The organism is Mycoplasma todarodis, assembly GCF_965212735.1.
GTDB classification, from domain to species: Bacteria; Bacillota_I; Bacilli_A; order Mycoplasmatales; family Metamycoplasmataceae; genus Mycoplasma_K; species Mycoplasma_K todarodis_A.
Genome location: NZ_CBDBYJ010000004.1, coordinates 99,752 through 115,068, shown reverse-complemented (window position 1 = coordinate 115,068; position 15,317 = coordinate 99,752). Strand labels below are relative to the sequence as shown.

The window sequence follows — 15,317 nt, the reverse complement described above, 5'->3', positions numbered from 1 at the left end:
TCCCANCCNNANGCCTTATTAAAACCACAAAGGTGGTTTTTTATTTATGCTTTTATTTTATAATTAATCTATGTTTAGATTCTTTGTAACAAATAAAATAAGTGAAACACACTTTGAAATATCAGAAGAAACTTTCAAACACATGAAAGTTGCCCGTGTATTGAATGAAAAATTTATATGTATTTTTGAATCCAAGTTTTACGTATGTGAGATGGATGGTCAACAAGCGAAAATAATCGAAGTTCTTGAAGAAGATCATGAACATGGTGGAGAAGTCATTGTTGCAGCAGCTTTAATTAATATAAAAAGATTTGAATGAATGATTCAAAAAGCAGCAGAACTTGGAGCAACAAAAATCATCCCCTTAATTACAAAAAGGGTTGAAATTAAAATCAATGATAAATTCTTCAAAAAGATAGAACGGTGAAATCAAATATCTCACAATGCTTGTGAACAATCATTTAGAAATATAAAAATGATTGTAACAGAACCTATGAGATTTGAGGATGCCTTAGATATAGAAGTTGAAAACAAATTTATAGCTCATGAAAAAACTAAAAAATCAGTATCAAATAGTTTCCCAACTAATTCAATATTCTTTATTGGGCCTGAAGGTGGTTTTTCAAATGAGGAAGTGGATTTAGCGGAAGAAAAAGGGTGTTCTAATATTTCATTAGGGAAAAGAATACTTAGAGCTGAAACTGCAAGTATTTTTGTATTGAGTAAAGTGATTGGTGAAAATATCTAATGTAGATATTTTTTTAATTCCAAATGTTAATAATTTATCATTACATTAATGAAAAAAACTCTTATTTCTTCTTTTTGGAATATAATATAAAAGTAAAATAAGAGTTTGTTCTTTTTAAAAAAATGATGGCCGGCGTATTAAAAAATAATGTTTTATTTGAATGATCGTGCAATCAATAAAGTAAACTTTAGGATTTAAATTACATTTACAATAATTTTGTGATATATCTTTTTTAATTTTGTTATAATAAATAAGCGTATTACATAGTTGAGTTGCGGTTTTAACAACATCGCAAGTAAAAATTAAAAGTTGACAAACAAAAAAACAAAACAATTTAAAGAATAAAATTATAGGAGATCAATATGAGACAAACAACAATCGTTAAACATCAAGAAGTTCAAAAAGACTGATACGTTATCGACGCTGAAGGTCAAACACTAGGTAGATTAGCTGTTATTGCTGCTACATACCTACGTGGTAAAAATAAACCAACATTTACACCGAATGTTGACTGTGGAGATTACATCATCGTTATTAACGCTGAAAAAATCGTTCTTACAGCAAACAAAGAAGAGGATAAATTATACTACTCTCACTCAATGTACCCAGGTGGACTAAAAACAATTAATGCAGCAGATTTAAGAAAGAAAAAACCTACAGCATTAGTTGAAAAAGCTATTCAAGGTATGGTACCACATACAAAACTTGGAGATAAACAAAGAAGAAACCTATTTGTTTATGCAGGACCAAAACATGCTCACGAAGCACAACAACCTAAGAAACTGGAGGTAAAATAATGGCAAACGTAGAATATAGAGGGCTAGGAAGACGTAAATCTTCAACAGCTAGAGTTATTATTAAACCAGGTAAAGGTGAATTCAAAATTAATGGTAGAGATTCACTAGATTACTTAATGTCAACAATTCTTCTGCAAGACGCAGAACAAGCACTTGTAATTACTGAAACAAAAGGTACTTTTGATATCAGAGTTAATGTAAAAGGTGGAGGACTTTCAGGACAAGCTTCAGCAATTAGATTAGGAATTGCAAGAGCTTTACTACAAGCTTCAGCTGACTACAGACCAACTCTTAAAAAAGCTGGACTATTAACTAGAGATGCACGTATTAAAGAACGTAAAAAACCAGGTCTTAGAAAAGCTCGTAGAGCAAGACAATTCTCAAAACGTTAATAAAAAATTACTGCATATTGCAGTTTTTTTATTACTCTTTTTACTTTTTTTTAAAAAAGTAAAAAAATATGAAAAAAATAGGTTAAAAACCTTCTGAATATGATATTATATTAAAGCAAAGATATTGCATTAATATTAATGCGAGCGTAGCTCAGCTGGTTAGAGCACACGACTGATAATCGTGAGGTCGATGGTTCGATTCCATTCGTTCGCACCATATCATCCGTAAGGATGTTTTTATTTGGGGGGGTAGCTCACTTGGCTAGAGCACCTGCCTTGCACGCAGGGGGTAGTGGGTTCGATTCCCATCCTCTCCACCATTTGTTAGAATTGACTCTAAAGGTCAATTTTTTCTTTTGGCTTTTGAAGTAAAAAAAATACCCGTGTGGGTATTTTTATTTTTCAATATGTGCAAGTGTTTTTAATAATACTGAAGTAGGTTTTCCGTTTACGTCAGCTGTACCGGCAACATCTAAGTGAATGTATGGTACTTTGTTAGTGAATTCCTTTAAGAACATTGCTGCTTGAGAAGAGTCAACTCTACATTTTTTAGAGTAATTCATTAGATCTGCAACGTCGGAAGATTTAATACCTTCGGCATAATCTTCATGGAAAGGCATTCTTCAAAGCATTTCATCTTGTGAGAGAGCAACTTTGTTAATCTCATTAAATAATTCATCTGATGTTGCTCAAACACCTGTATAAGTATTTCCTAATTGATATAGAACAGTTCCAGTTAAAGTTGCTATATCAATAATCTTTGTAGCTTTAAGGTTTTTAGCTGCAAATGCTAAACCATCAGCAAGAACTAATCTACCTTCAGCATCTGTATCTGATATTTCAACTGTTTTACCATCAAATGACTTGATAACTGAATCAGGAGTAACTGCATCAATTGATATCTTGTTATCTGTAATACACATCACTGCTGTTATATTAGCTTTTGGTTTTGATTCTGAAATAACTTTCATAGCACCAGCAACGATTGCAGCACCTGACATGTCATATTTCATACCAATTAAACCACCATTGATCTTGATGTCATAACCACCAGCATCAAATGTAATACCTTTACCAACAAGAACTGTTTTCTCATTTGATTCAGGATTTCCTTTGTATTCAAGAACAACAACTCTTGCGTCGTGTCTTGAACCTGCATTAACTGCTAGTAATAAATTCATACCCATTTCTTTTAGTTCTGGTTTTTCAATTACTTTCACGTCAATGTTTTTATGTTTAGTCTCAAATTCTTTTTTAACTATATCTGCTAATACTACTGAAGTTAAAACATTAGCTGGTTGTTGTTGTAAATCTCTAACTCAGTTAATAGCTTCTGCGTTATTTACAGAATCAGAAACAACTTCATTTGCAACATTTGATAAGAATATATCTTTTTTAGCTTTTGGTGCATTCTTACCAGTCTTATCATTGTATATGATTGCAGTTTCATAATAAGTATCTTCAATGAAGAATTTTGTTGCATCCTCAAGACTAACTTTTTCTGTAACAAATGAAGCTACATCTATGTTAATCCCCCTTTTGTTTGCTTTAACGATTGCTTTTATCGCTTTCCTTAAAGACTTTATATTAAAATCCTTTTTATTACCTAAAAATATAAGAGATTCTTTCTTTGGAATGAATTCAGTGATGTGATTTGTATCCTGAATAACATTTTGGTCGATATCTTTTGATTTGAAAATTGCTTTCAATGTAAAGAGATCTTTATTTTCTTGTGAAATTTTTATCATTTAATTCTCCTTGTGTTTTCTATGTTTGAATTATAACAATAAGGAGTTGATAATAATTAAAGTAATAGAATATAACAACAATTTAAAATGTCTTTGGTATATAATTTTCTTATGAAACAAGTAAAAAAAGTAATTATTCCAGCGGCAGGCTGAGGAACAAGATTCCTGCCATTAACAAAAGTAGTGCATAAAGAGTTAGTTCCAGTATTGAATAAACCAATTATTCACCACTTGGTAGAAGAAGCTTCAAATGCAGGAATTGAAGAAGTGATTTTAATTATTTCTCCAAGAAAAATGGAGATTATGAATTATTTCCAAACAAATGTAGAACTAGAAACAATGCTTAAACAAAAAGGTAAAGCAGAAATGTTACATACAGTTGAATCAACAAGAAAAATAATTAAAGTTAAATTTGCGATTCAAAATGAACAATTAGGATTAGGTCACGCTATTTTTATGGGTGCGGATTTAACACATGATGAACCTTTTGCTGTAATTTTAGGTGATGATTTAATTCGTTCAAAAACTCCAGCAATTAAACAATTAATAGAAGCATATAATAAAACCGGTTCATCTATTATTGGGGTACAAGATATCAAACCTGAAAATATACATAAATATGGTGTTGTATTACCTTCTAATGATTCTGAAAAAGAACAAGAGTTATTCGAAATCGCAGGAGCTGTTGAAAAACCTGCACTTGAAGATGCCCCTTCAAACAAAGCTATATTAGGAAGATATATATTTACTCCTAGATTAATGACATTATTAAGAGATTTAAAACCAGGTGTTGGTAATGAAATTAATGTTGTTGATGCATTTGAGAGATTAATGGAAACAGAAAAGATGTATGCGTTTACATTCGAAGGTACAAGATATGATCTTGGATCAATAGAAGGATTTGTAAAAGCAACTATCGATTATGCTTTAGAAAATGATGAAATAAAAGATTCTATTTATGAATTTATTAAAAACAAATAACCTTCAGGGTTATTTTTTTATTTTAGAAATAAGAAAAAAATAAGCACACGCTTATTTTTTAAATAGTTTACATCCTGGTTCTCTTTTTAAGATTGAACCTCTGAATGAACTTTCTTCTCTTTTAATTAATCTACTTATATTTTGATGATGTTTAGAAATAACTATTATAGAAACTAGTGTTGCAAATAATGGTGTTAATCAATATTGTAATTGTTTGATGTCATCTCCACTCTTCATAATTGTAGTTAATACACCATTATTAAATCAAGGGATGAAGGTTAAAGCAACAACAAATAAAGTACAAGCCATTGAAGCGAATGAAATTTTATCAACAAAGTACACGATAACTCAAAATACAACAATAACAAGAAGTCCAACAATTATATTTCAAGACATTACGAATCCTAAGAATGCCGAAACTCCTTTACCTCCTTTGAATTTAAAGAAGATAGGTCAAATATGTCCGACAAGAACACCAAATGCCACTAGTTGAATGTATATTGTTTCAAATCCATGTCCTGCTTTTACTTTTAATACTCAAAATATTAAAGCTGTAAAAACTACTTTTGTTCAATCAATGAAAGCTATAAGCATTCCACCGCCAAAACCAGTTTTACGAGCCATGTTGGTGGCCCCTGCATTACCGGAACCACTTTGACGTATATCCTCTTTGAGCATTTTTCTTGAGACAATGATTGATGTATTTAGAGCTCCGATTAAGTATGCAATCAAGAACGCTAATATGTTAAAACCTATTATATTTTCCATAGTGAAATAATTATAGTGAAAAAAGTGGTTCTATAACATATAATATTACTATGTCTAATTACAACGCGAGTAGTATAAAAGTTCTAAAAGGTTTAGAAGCAGTAAGAAAAAGACCAGGAATGTATATCGGATCTACCGATATTAATGGTCTTCATCATTTAGTATGAGAAATTGTTGATAATGCAATGGATGAGGTTTTAGCCGGCTTTGCCAATAAGGTTAAAGTAAGTATAAAACAAGATGGTTCTATTGTTGTTGAAGATAATGGGCGTGGAATCCCAGTTGATCAACATGAATCAGGAAAAACTGCTATTGAACTTATTTTTACAGAACTACATGCCGGAGGTAAATTTTCCGAAGGCGCATATAAAACAGCTGGGGGTCTACATGGTGTAGGGTCTTCTGTTGTTAATGCCATGTCTACAAAACTTGAAGCAAGAGTTTATAAAGAAGGATTTGAATATTTAACTGTTTTTGAAAATGGTGGGAATATTACTACAAATACAACCAAAGTAGGTCCAACAACTAAAAAAGGAACACGTATTAGATTTTGACCTGAATATTCAATCTTTAATAATTTAGGATTCAAATACGAAAAAATTGCTGAAAGATTAAGAGAAGCTTCATTTTTAGTTTCTGGTGTAGAAATTTCAGTTAAATCTGAGCCAGAACAAAAGAATGAAACATTTAACTATACTAATGGTATTGAAGCATTCGTAGATTTTGTTAACTCTTCAAAAACAAAAATTAATAAAAAGCCCGTACACTTCACAGGTGAATCAAAAGGTATTGAGGTTGAGATTGGTTTCCAATATACTGATGTTTATCAAGATACAATCATTTCTTTTGTTAACAACGTTAAAACAAGAGATGGTGGAACACACGAAACTGCTCTAAAAACAGCATGAACAAAAACTATTAATGAATATGCAAGAATGCAAGGTTTAATCAAAACAAAAGATAAGAATTTAGAAGGTTCAGATATTAGAGAGGGGCTTACAGCGATTATCTCTATTAGAGTACCTGAAAAAATGCTTGAGTTTGTAGGTCAAACAAAAGATAAACTAGGGACACCTGAAGCAAGAGAAGTGGTGGATTCAATAATTACTCAAAAACTTGGTTTCTGATTACAAGAGAATAAAAAAGTTGCTCACACTATCGTTAATAAGGTTAAAAGAGCTGCTGATGCTCGTAATGCTGCTAGAAAAGCTAGAAATGACGCACGTAAAACGAAATCAAAATTAAACAAATCAAAAATACTATCAGGTAAATTAACACCTGCACAGGCTAAAAAACCTGAAGATAAAGAAATATTCTTGGTAGAGGGTGATTCTGCTGGTGGTTCAGCAAAATTAGGTAGAGATAGAAAAACACAAGCTATCTTACCTCTACGGGGTAAAGTAATCAATACTGAAAAGGCAAAACTAATCGATATCCTTAAAAATGAGGAAATTGGAACAATGATTAATACGATTGGTGCTGGTATTGGTGCTGAGTTTAATATTAAAGATGCGCAATACCACAAAGTTATAATTATGACCGATGCTGACACCGATGGTGCTCACATCCAAACTTTACTATTAACTTTCTTCTTTAGATATATGAGACCTCTTGTTGAGGCTGGTATGATCTATATAGCTATGCCACCTTTATATAAAGTATCTAAAAAGACTGCAAAGACAAATGTTGAAGAATATGCATGAGATGATGAAACACTAAAAGAATTATTAGAAAAGCATAAAGGTGCTGATATCCAACGTTATAAAGGTCTTGGAGAGATGAATGCTGACCAGTTATGAGAAACAACTATGGATCCTAAAACAAGAACTTTAATACAAGTTGGTGTTGAGGATGCTGCAATTGTTGAGAGACGTGTATCCACACTTATGGGAGATAAAGTAGAACCTCGTAAGAAATGAATTGATGATAATGTTGAATTTACTATGGAAGATTCATTCCAACAATAGAATAAAATAATGCGAATAATCGCATTATTTTTCCCTTTATATATAGTGTTTTAATATCTTTCAAACTTTTTTTCTTGACTATTAATGTTTTGTGTGTATAATTATTTAGCAACTAGACCAATGACAGATAAGGTTGCCGATACACCAAAATTAGTTGTTCGTGTATATCGGGTATTTATTCTGGAGGTCGTTCAAAAGAACAAAAGGAGGACAACATGGCAAAAGTTACAATCAAAGTTAAAGCATTTGAAGCATCATTAGTAGATGCAGCAGCACTTAAAATCGTAGAAACAGCTAAAGCAGCAGGAGCTAAAGTCTCAGGACCAGTTCCACTTCCAACTAAAAGGGAAGTATTTACAGTTTTAAAGTCAGTACACGTTAACAAGAAATCACGTGAACAATTCGAAATCAGAACTAACAAAAGACTTATTAAACTTGCAGAAGTATCTGCAGAGTTAATGGATAAACTACAAAGACTTAACTTACCTTCAGGTGTTAAAGTCGAAGTTATAAACAAATAGTTGCAGAATATATCATTGTTTCCTTAGTAAGAACTCAAACTGCTAGAAATATAAGATTAAAAAAACAAAATCATAAAAGGAGAATTATATGAAAGGAATCTTAGGACGTAAAGTAGGAATGACTCAACTTTACTCAGACCACGGAAAATTAATCCCAGTTACAGTAATTGAAGTTAAACCTAATGTTGTATCAAAAGTTCTTACTGAAGAACACGATGGATATACAGCACTTCAACTAGGACTTGAAGATAAGAAAGCTTCTAGGCAAAATAAACCAGAAACTGGACACTTCAAAAAAGCAAACACAACACCTAAGCGCTTCGTTAAAGAGATTAGAGGAATGGAAGGCTTCGAATTAGGAGCTACTATCGATGCCTCAATCTTTACACCAGGAGAGCTTGTAGATGTTCAAGGAACATCAAAAGGACACGGTTTCTCAGGGGCTATTAAGAGACATAATCAAGCAATTGGACCTAAATCACACGGTGGTGGTGGTGGATCTCAACCTCAAAGACAAACTGGATCACTTGGTGATATCGCAGGTAACAAAGTTGTTAAAGGTATGACAATGCCCGGACAATTTGGACACGTTACTTCAACAATTCAAAACCTTGAAGTTGTATCAGTAGATTTAGAAAACAATGTTTTATTAGTAAAAGGATCAATCCCAGGACCTAAAAAATCATTCGTTATCGTTAAACAAGCTGTAAAACAACTTCCAAATAGAGAAGCTATTAATTTAGTTAACTTAGCACCGGCTAAAGAAGAAACTAAAGAAGTTAAAGGAGATGCATAATGGCAGAAGTTCAAACAACAACAGCAGCTAAGTCTGCATCAACACTTCCAAAAGAAGTATTTGGAGTTAAAGTTAACTCACAAGCTATATTCGACACAATTATGTCTGATAGAGCATCAAGAAGACAAGGTACTCACAAAGTTAAAAACAGAGGTGAAGTATCTGGTTCAGGAATTAAACCTTGAGCACAAAAAGGAACAGGTAGAGCTAGAGCTGGATCAAGAAGATCACCTATCTGAGTTGGTGGAGGTAGAGCTTTCGGACCTAAAGCTGAAAGAAACTACTCACTAGCATTAAACAAAAAAGTTAGAAAACTTGCACTTGCATCAGCATTAACATTAAAAGCTAAAGCTAAAGCAGTTAAAGTTCAAGAAGTTAAAATGGAAACTATCTCAACAAAAGAAATGGTTAAATTCATTGAAACTCTAAAACTAACAAAAGGACAAAGAAAAGTGTTAATTGTTACTGAATGTGAAACAGTATTCAAATCAGCATCAAACATTCCTAACGTAGATACAGTTAAAGTTAACTCAATCTCAGTTGAAAAAGTGGTAAATGCAGACGTTATTGTATTATCACAAGCACACATTGATAGATTAGTGGAGGTGATTAAATAATGAATAGAAACGAAGTTATAAAATACCCAATTCTTACAGAGAAATCATACGCATTAATGGGTCAAGGTGTTTACACATTCGCTGTAGACAGAAGAACTAACAAAACTGAAGTTAAGAAAACAGTTGAGTTCATTTTCGGAGTTAAAGTAGCAAAAGTTAATATTGCTAACGTAGCTAAGAAAGCAACAAAACTTGGAAGATATGCAGGATTCACAACAGCATACAAAAGAGCAGTTATTACACTAAAAGAAGGTCAAATTAACATTTTCCCAGAGGAAGCTCCAGTTCAAGAAGCTCCAAAAGCGGCAAAAGAAGTTAAAAACAACGAACCTTCAGAAGCTGAATTAAAAGCAGCAGCAAAAATTAAAGCTAAAGCAGAAGCTAAAGAAGCAGAAGCAGCAGCAAAACCAGTTAACGCGGAAAAATAGTGTTTGAAAGAAAACAACCGCAAACATTTTCAAACAAAGGAGAAAAACATGGCAATTAAAAAATATAAAGCCACTACCAATGGTAGACGTCACATGACATCTCTAGATTACAAGAAAAATCTATCAGGTCATGCACCAGAAAAATCATTGATGGCACCATTAAAGTCTCACGCTGGTCGTAACAACTCAGGTTCTATTACAGTTAGACACAAGGGTTCAGGAGTAAAGCGTAAATATAGAATTATAGACTTTAAGAGAAATAAAGACGGTATTCCAGCCGTAGTTACAACAATTGAATATGATCCAAATAGATCAGCAAACATTTCATTAGTTGTATATAAAGATGGAGAAAAAAGATATATTCTGTCACCAAAAGGTATTGAATTAGGACAAGAAATTGTTTCAGGAGAAAAAGCTGACATTAAAGTTGGTAATGCACTTCCATTAAAATCAATTCCAGAAGGTACAACAGTTCACAACGTAGAAATGCACCCAGGACATGGTGGACAAATAGCTAGATCAGCTGGTACATCAGTACAAATCCTAGGTAAAGACGATGACGGTAAATATGTTATTGTTAGACTTAAATCAGGTGAAGTTAGACGTATTCTAGCTACATGTAAAGCAACTATTGGTGTTGTCGGAAACGAAGAACACTCATTAGTAAACTGAGGTAAAGCCGGTCGTAATAGACACAGAGGTATTAGACCTACAGTTCGTGGTTCTGTAATGAACCCCGTAGATCACCCACATGGTGGTGGTGAGGGTAAACAACCTATTGGTAGAAAAGCCCCAATGACACCTTGAGGTAAAAAAGCTCTTGGAGTTAAAACAAGAGATAAGAAGAAAGCTTCTACAAGATTAATTATAAGAAGAAGAAAGGGGAGTAAATAATGGCTAGATCACTTAAAAAAGGTGCTTTCATTGATGAACACTTAATGAAAAAAGTTGTAGCAATCGTTGAAAACGGTGCTCCTAAAAAACCAATTAAAACTTGATCAAGAAGATCAACAATCTATCCTAACTTTGTTGGACTTAATTTCCAAGTTCACAATGGGAAAGACTTCCTTGACGTATTTGTAACAGAAGATATGGTAGGACACAAACTTGGAGAATTCGCGCCAACAAGAACATACACAGGGCACGGGAAAGACAAAGGTAAGAAATAATGGCAAAAGCAACAGCATCAGTTAAATTACAAAGAGTCTCACCAAGAAAAGCAAGATTAGTGGCTGACTTATTCAGACACAAACACGTATCAGAAGCAATCGCTATTCTAAACAATACAAATAAGAAGTCAACAGTTTTATTCTTAAAACTACTTAACTCAGCAATCGCAAACGCCGTAAATAATCACGGAATGAACGCTGAAAAATTAGTTGTAACTGAAGTTACAGTTAACGAAGGACCAACATTAAAAAGATTTCAACCAAGATCACAAGGTAGAGCTTACTCTATCTTAAAAAGAACTTCACACCTAGCTGTGACAGTGGAAGAGAAATAGGAGGCATCATGGGACAAAAAGTTAATCCAAATGGATTCCGTTACGGGATCACTAAAAAACACGAATCAACTTGATATGCTGATAAAGCAGATTTCGCAGGATACCTGTTAGAAGATCAAAAAATCAGACAATATGTTGAAAAATTCGTAAGAACTTACCAAATTGGTAAAGTTGAAATTACACGTACACAATCAGAAGATGTAACATTAACATTACATACTGCTAAACCAGGTGTACTATTAGGTGAAAATGGGTCAAACCTAGAAAAATTCACTAATGATATTAAAAAACACACAAGAAACAGACAACTAAAACTAAACATTAAAGTTGTTACAATTCAAAAACCAGAACTAAACGCTAGATTACTAGCTGAGGAAATTGCTATTAAATTAGAAAACCGTGGTTCTTTCCGTGCAGCTCAAAAAATGGCTATGAGATCATGTCTAATGGCTGGAGCTAAAGGAATTAAAACACAAGTATCAGGTCGTTTAAACGGTGCTGATATGGCTAGAGCAGAAGGTTACCAAGAAGGTATCATGGCTCTACATACACTAAGACAAGATGTGGATTATGCTCAAGCAACTGCACGTACAACTTACGGTGCAATTGGTGTTAAGGTATGAGTTTCACTAGGAGAAATCCTGGAAGGAAGTAAATAATGTTACAACCTAAAAGAACTAAATATAGAAGACCTTTTAGAATTTCACACGAAGGTGTTGCAAAAAGAGGTAAAACAGTTGCCTTTGGTGACTTCGGATTACAAGCTGTAACTTCAAACTGAATTACAAACCGTCAAATCGAAGCTGCTCGTATTGCTATCACTCGTGCAATGGGTCGTGAAGGACAAGTATTCATCAGAATCTTCCCTCACCTATCAAAAACAGCTAAACCTATCGGAGTACGTATGGGTAAAGGTAAAGGTTCACCAGATAAATGAGTAGCAGTTGTTAAAGAACAAACAATCATGTTCGAAGTAAATGGTGTATCAGAAGAAATCGCAAGAGAAGCACTAAGACTAGGTATGCACAAATTACCAGTTAAATGTAAAATAGTAGCTAAGGAGGCCAAATAATGTTAATGAAAGAATTAAATTCAAAATCAATCGAAGAGCTTCAAACATTAATTGAAGACCTTAAAGCAGAACTATTCATGCTTAGATTTAAAAACTCAACAGGTCAATTAGACCAAACTAACAAAATTAATCTTGTTAGAAAAGATGTAGCTAGAGCGTTTACAGCTATCAACGCTAAAAAAGCAGAAGTAAAGGAAGGTAAATAATGGAAAGACAAACATCACGTAAATCATTAAATGGTTTTGTTGTTTCAACTAAAAATGAAAAAACAGTTGTTGTAGCTGTTGAAACATATAAAAAACACCCACTTTACGCTAAGCGTTTTAAATCAACTAAAAGATATCAAGTACACGTTGAAGGTATCGAAGCATCTATGGGTGACTTCGTAAGAATCGACGAATGTAGACCAATGTCAAAAACTAAAAGATTTAGACTAGTAGAAGTACTAGAAGCTAAGAAAGAAGGTAAGTAATGTTACAAGAAATGTCGAGAGCTAACGTTGCTGATAATTCTGGAGCAAAAGAAGTAGGTATTATTAGAAACTTAGGTGGTTCAGTAGTGAAAACATCTAACATCGGAGACGTAGTAGTGTGTTCAGTTAAAAAAGCAACACCAAATGGTTCAGTTAAAGCTGGAGCAGTAGTGCGTGCCGTTATTGTTCGTTCAACATACGGAGTGAAGCGTAAGGACGGATCACATATTAAATTTGATGATAACGCAGTAGTTATTATCAATGATAACAAACAACCAAAAGGTACACGTGTATTTGGACCAGTAGCAAGGGAACTGCGTGATGCAGGATACATGAAAATTGTATCTCTAGCACCAGAGGTTATTTAAGGAGTCGTTATGAAAATAAGAAAAAATGATGAAGTTATAGTAATCGCAGGTTCAGAAAAAGGAAAAACAGGTAGAGTTCTATCAGTTAACCCAAAAACACAAAGAATTACTGTAGATAAAATTAATATAGTTAAAAAACACGTAAAACCTTCACAAACAAACCCAGATGGTGGAATCCAAGAAATGGAAGCACCAATTCATATCTCAAATGTTGCGATATATGTTAAAGCTGGTAAAGATAAAGCAGCAAACTCAAGAGTTGGATACGAAATTAAAGATGGTAAGAAGACAAGAATTGCTAAAAAAACAGGGAAAGCAATTTAATAAGGAGCAAATATGACAACATTAAAAGAAAAATACAATAACGAAGTTGTGAAAGCACTTCAAGAAAAATTCAATTACAAATCATCAATGCAACTTCCAAAAATCGAAAAAATCGTAATCAACCAAACAGCTGGTAATGAAGTTTCAAACTCAAAAGCTATTGAGGAAGTTCTTAAAGAACTAGAAGCTATTACTGGTCAAAAACCATTAGCAACTATTGCTAAAAAATCAAATGCATCATTCAAACTAAGAGAAGGAATGGCTATGGGAGGGAAAGTTACATTACGTAGAGATCGTATGTGAGAATTCCTAAACAAACTAATCTCAGTTGCAATTCCTCGTATTAGAGACTTTAGAGGTGTTAATGATAAAGCTTTCGATGGTAGAGGGAACTTCTCTCTAGGTATCAAAGAGCAAATCATTTTCCCAGAAATTGACTTTGATAAAATTAGAAAAGTAAGAGGGATGGATATTATTATTGTTACTTCAGCTGAAACAGATGAAGAAGCAAAAGAACTGTTAAAACTACTAGGAATGCCTTTTGTTAAGGCAGCAAAATAAGGAGAGAATTATGGCAAAAAAATCATTAAAAGAAAAACAAAAGAAATCAGCTAAATTCTCTACTAGAGAATATACAAGATGTGAATTATGTGGACGTCCACGTTCAGTAATCAGAAAATTCAAGGTATGTCGTGTTTGCTTTAGAAAATTAGCACACGAAGGTAAAATACCTGGTGTAAGAAAGGCGAGTTGATAATATGGGAATTATTACAGATCCAATTGCAGATATGCTTGTTAGAATCAAGAATGCAAACCAAAGAAAACATAAAGATGTAGCTATGCCACATTCAAAAGTTAAGGAAAACATTGCTGTTATCCTAAAATCAGAAGGTTTCATCTCAGGATTCTCAGTAGCGGGCGAAGGCAAAGATAAAAAGATAACAATTGCACTTAAATATAAAGGTGCTCAAAGAGCGATTACAGGGGTTAAGAGAATATCTAAACCTGGTTTACGTGTTTACGCTGGAGCTGAAGACTTACCAAAAGTTCTTTCAGGATTCGGTACAGCAATCATTTCTACTTCAAATGGAATCATTACAGATAGGGAAGCAAGAAAAGCCAACGTTGGTGGCGAAGTATTAGCTTACGTGTGATAGTCTATGTCAAGAGTAGGTAATAGAGTTATCAACATCGCTGAAGGTGTTGAAGTAATCGTAAACGGAACAACAGTAGAAATAAAAGGTGCAAAAGGAACAATTACTCGTGAATTTTCACCACTAATCGCAATTGAAGTTAAAGAAGGACAAGTAACAACAGTTCGTGCAAATGAAAACAAGCACACTAAACAATTACACGGTACAACAAACGCATTAATCAACAACATGATTATTGGTGTATCAGCAGGGTTCAAAAAAGAACTAATCATTAAAGGTGTTGGTTATAAAGCAGCACTTCAAGGGAAAGAACTAGTAGTTAATGCTGGTTACTCACACCCACACACAATTCCTGTACCAGAAGGTATTACAGTTGAAGTTACAAAACAAACTGAAGTATCTGTATCAGGTATTGAAAAAGAAAAAGTTGGACAATTAGCAGCAATCATCAGAGACATAAGAAGACCAAACCCATATTCAGGTAAAGGAATTATGTACAAGGATGAGATCATCAGAAGAAAAGAAGGAAAGGCAGCAGGTAAATAGTAATGGCAAAATTATCAAGAAACGAATCTCGTAAGAGAAAACATTTACGTATTAAAAATAAATTAGCAGCTACATCACCAAGAATAGTTGTCTTCAAATCTCTAAANNNNAAGT

At 33.3% G+C, this 15,317-nt stretch carries 24 protein-coding genes and 2 tRNA genes; 24 read left to right on the top strand and 2 right to left on the bottom strand.

Annotated elements, in window-relative coordinates:
- Nucleotides 1-70 precede the first annotated feature (70 nt).
- From ACOMC1_RS03940 to ACOMC1_RS03920, 5 genes are all read left to right on the top strand, one after another.
- A complete protein-coding gene (locus ACOMC1_RS03940; RefSeq protein WP_420331331.1) occupies nucleotides 71-748 on the top strand; it encodes a 16S rRNA (uracil(1498)-N(3))-methyltransferase in 678 nt (225 codons plus the stop codon).
- A 362-nt stretch (nucleotides 749-1,110) separates the two neighbouring features.
- Nucleotides 1,111-1,545: a 50S ribosomal protein L13 gene (gene rplM, locus ACOMC1_RS03935; protein WP_420331330.1), complete on the top strand. Its 435-nt coding sequence runs from the start codon at nucleotides 1,111-1,113 to the stop codon at nucleotides 1,543-1,545.
- On the top strand, nucleotides 1,545-1,937 hold the full coding sequence (gene rpsI, locus ACOMC1_RS03930; protein WP_131613900.1) for a 30S ribosomal protein S9: 393 nt from the start codon (nucleotides 1,545-1,547) through the stop codon (nucleotides 1,935-1,937). The genes rplM and rpsI overlap by 1 nt, the downstream gene beginning before the upstream one ends.
- 140 nt (nucleotides 1,938-2,077) lie before the next feature.
- Nucleotides 2,078-2,154, top strand: a tRNA-Ile gene (locus ACOMC1_RS03925).
- Between the two features lie 26 nt (nucleotides 2,155-2,180).
- Nucleotides 2,181-2,257, top strand: a tRNA-Ala gene (locus ACOMC1_RS03920).
- Nucleotides 2,258-2,332: 75 nt separating this feature from the next.
- Here ACOMC1_RS03920 and ACOMC1_RS03915 read toward each other — a convergent pair.
- Nucleotides 2,333-3,685, bottom strand: a complete 1,353-nt coding sequence (locus ACOMC1_RS03915) for a M17 family metallopeptidase (protein ID WP_420331329.1) — start codon at nucleotides 3,683-3,685, stop codon at nucleotides 2,333-2,335.
- Nucleotides 3,686-3,796: 111 nt separating this feature from the next.
- Between ACOMC1_RS03915 and ACOMC1_RS03910 the strand changes: the two genes are divergently transcribed.
- The gene (locus tag ACOMC1_RS03910) at nucleotides 3,797-4,666 is read left to right on the top strand and encodes a UTP--glucose-1-phosphate uridylyltransferase (RefSeq protein WP_420331328.1); all 870 of its coding nucleotides are present in this window, start codon (nucleotides 3,797-3,799) and stop codon (nucleotides 4,664-4,666) included.
- A gap of 51 nt (nucleotides 4,667-4,717) precedes the next feature.
- On the opposite strand, the gene ACOMC1_RS03905 is transcribed toward ACOMC1_RS03910, so the two are convergent.
- Complete coding sequence (locus tag ACOMC1_RS03905; protein ID WP_420331327.1) at nucleotides 4,718-5,434, bottom strand: glycerol-3-phosphate acyltransferase; 717 nt, start codon at nucleotides 5,432-5,434, stop codon at nucleotides 4,718-4,720.
- A 50-nt stretch (nucleotides 5,435-5,484) separates the two neighbouring features.
- Between ACOMC1_RS03905 and parE the strand changes: the two genes are divergently transcribed.
- From parE to rplF, 18 genes are all read left to right on the top strand, one after another.
- Complete coding sequence (parE, locus tag ACOMC1_RS03900; RefSeq protein WP_420331326.1) at nucleotides 5,485-7,401, top strand: DNA topoisomerase IV subunit B; 1,917 nt, start codon at nucleotides 5,485-5,487, stop codon at nucleotides 7,399-7,401.
- Nucleotides 7,402-7,616: 215 nt separating this feature from the next.
- Nucleotides 7,617-7,922 carry a 30S ribosomal protein S10 gene (gene rpsJ, locus ACOMC1_RS03895; RefSeq protein ID WP_131613951.1) on the top strand — a complete coding sequence of 102 codons (306 nt, stop codon included), beginning with the start codon at nucleotides 7,617-7,619 and terminating at the stop codon, nucleotides 7,920-7,922.
- A gap of 88 nt (nucleotides 7,923-8,010) precedes the next feature.
- Nucleotides 8,011-8,718, top strand: a complete 708-nt coding sequence (gene rplC, locus ACOMC1_RS03890; RefSeq protein ID WP_420331325.1) for a 50S ribosomal protein L3 — start codon at nucleotides 8,011-8,013, stop codon at nucleotides 8,716-8,718.
- Complete coding sequence (gene rplD, locus ACOMC1_RS03885) at nucleotides 8,718-9,335, top strand: 50S ribosomal protein L4 (RefSeq protein ID WP_420331324.1); 618 nt, start codon at nucleotides 8,718-8,720, stop codon at nucleotides 9,333-9,335. The genes rplC and rplD overlap by 1 nt, the downstream gene beginning before the upstream one ends.
- A complete protein-coding gene (rplW, locus tag ACOMC1_RS03880; protein ID WP_420331323.1) occupies nucleotides 9,335-9,763 on the top strand; it encodes a 50S ribosomal protein L23 in 429 nt (142 codons plus the stop codon). Before rplD ends, rplW begins: the two co-directional genes overlap by 1 nt.
- A 48-nt stretch (nucleotides 9,764-9,811) precedes the next feature.
- Nucleotides 9,812-10,657, top strand: coding sequence for a 50S ribosomal protein L2 (gene rplB, locus ACOMC1_RS03875; protein ID WP_420331322.1), 846 nt, complete (start codon nucleotides 9,812-9,814; stop codon nucleotides 10,655-10,657).
- A complete protein-coding gene (rpsS, locus tag ACOMC1_RS03870) occupies nucleotides 10,657-10,932 on the top strand; it encodes a 30S ribosomal protein S19 (RefSeq protein ID WP_420331321.1) in 276 nt (91 codons plus the stop codon). Before rplB ends, rpsS begins: the two co-directional genes overlap by 1 nt.
- A complete protein-coding gene (gene rplV, locus ACOMC1_RS03865; RefSeq protein ID WP_131613566.1) occupies nucleotides 10,932-11,267 on the top strand; it encodes a 50S ribosomal protein L22 in 336 nt (111 codons plus the stop codon). The genes rpsS and rplV overlap by 1 nt, the downstream gene beginning before the upstream one ends.
- An 8-nt stretch (nucleotides 11,268-11,275) precedes the next feature.
- Complete coding sequence (rpsC, locus tag ACOMC1_RS03860) at nucleotides 11,276-11,926, top strand: 30S ribosomal protein S3 (RefSeq protein WP_420331320.1); 651 nt, start codon at nucleotides 11,276-11,278, stop codon at nucleotides 11,924-11,926.
- Nucleotides 11,926-12,339 carry a 50S ribosomal protein L16 gene (gene rplP, locus ACOMC1_RS03855; RefSeq protein WP_131613564.1) on the top strand — a complete coding sequence of 138 codons (414 nt, stop codon included), beginning with the start codon at nucleotides 11,926-11,928 and terminating at the stop codon, nucleotides 12,337-12,339. The genes rpsC and rplP overlap by 1 nt, the downstream gene beginning before the upstream one ends.
- Nucleotides 12,339-12,545, top strand: coding sequence for a 50S ribosomal protein L29 (rpmC, locus tag ACOMC1_RS03850; RefSeq protein ID WP_131613563.1), 207 nt, complete (start codon nucleotides 12,339-12,341; stop codon nucleotides 12,543-12,545). Before rplP ends, rpmC begins: the two co-directional genes overlap by 1 nt.
- A complete protein-coding gene (gene rpsQ / locus ACOMC1_RS03845) occupies nucleotides 12,545-12,811 on the top strand; it encodes a 30S ribosomal protein S17 (protein ID WP_420331319.1) in 267 nt (88 codons plus the stop codon). The genes rpmC and rpsQ overlap by 1 nt, the downstream gene beginning before the upstream one ends.
- Nucleotides 12,811-13,179 (top strand): 50S ribosomal protein L14, encoded by a 369-nt coding sequence (rplN, locus tag ACOMC1_RS03840; RefSeq protein WP_420331318.1) that lies wholly within the window; start codon nucleotides 12,811-12,813, stop codon nucleotides 13,177-13,179. The genes rpsQ and rplN overlap by 1 nt, the downstream gene beginning before the upstream one ends.
- Before the next feature lie 9 nt (nucleotides 13,180-13,188).
- Complete coding sequence (rplX, locus tag ACOMC1_RS03835; protein WP_420331317.1) at nucleotides 13,189-13,503, top strand: 50S ribosomal protein L24; 315 nt, start codon at nucleotides 13,189-13,191, stop codon at nucleotides 13,501-13,503.
- 12 nt (nucleotides 13,504-13,515) lie between these two features.
- Nucleotides 13,516-14,064 carry a 50S ribosomal protein L5 gene (gene rplE / locus ACOMC1_RS03830; protein ID WP_420331316.1) on the top strand — a complete coding sequence of 183 codons (549 nt, stop codon included), beginning with the start codon at nucleotides 13,516-13,518 and terminating at the stop codon, nucleotides 14,062-14,064.
- 10 nt (nucleotides 14,065-14,074) lie between these two features.
- Nucleotides 14,075-14,260, top strand: coding sequence for a type Z 30S ribosomal protein S14 (locus ACOMC1_RS03825; RefSeq protein ID WP_131613559.1), 186 nt, complete (start codon nucleotides 14,075-14,077; stop codon nucleotides 14,258-14,260).
- Between the two features lies 1 nt (nucleotide 14,261).
- The gene (rpsH, locus tag ACOMC1_RS03820) at nucleotides 14,262-14,660 is read left to right on the top strand and encodes a 30S ribosomal protein S8 (RefSeq protein WP_131613558.1); all 399 of its coding nucleotides are present in this window, start codon (nucleotides 14,262-14,264) and stop codon (nucleotides 14,658-14,660) included.
- 3 nt (nucleotides 14,661-14,663) lie between these two features.
- Nucleotides 14,664-15,203 carry a 50S ribosomal protein L6 gene (gene rplF / locus ACOMC1_RS03815; RefSeq protein WP_420331315.1) on the top strand — a complete coding sequence of 180 codons (540 nt, stop codon included), beginning with the start codon at nucleotides 14,664-14,666 and terminating at the stop codon, nucleotides 15,201-15,203.
- Nucleotides 15,204-15,317: the final 114 nt, after the last annotated feature.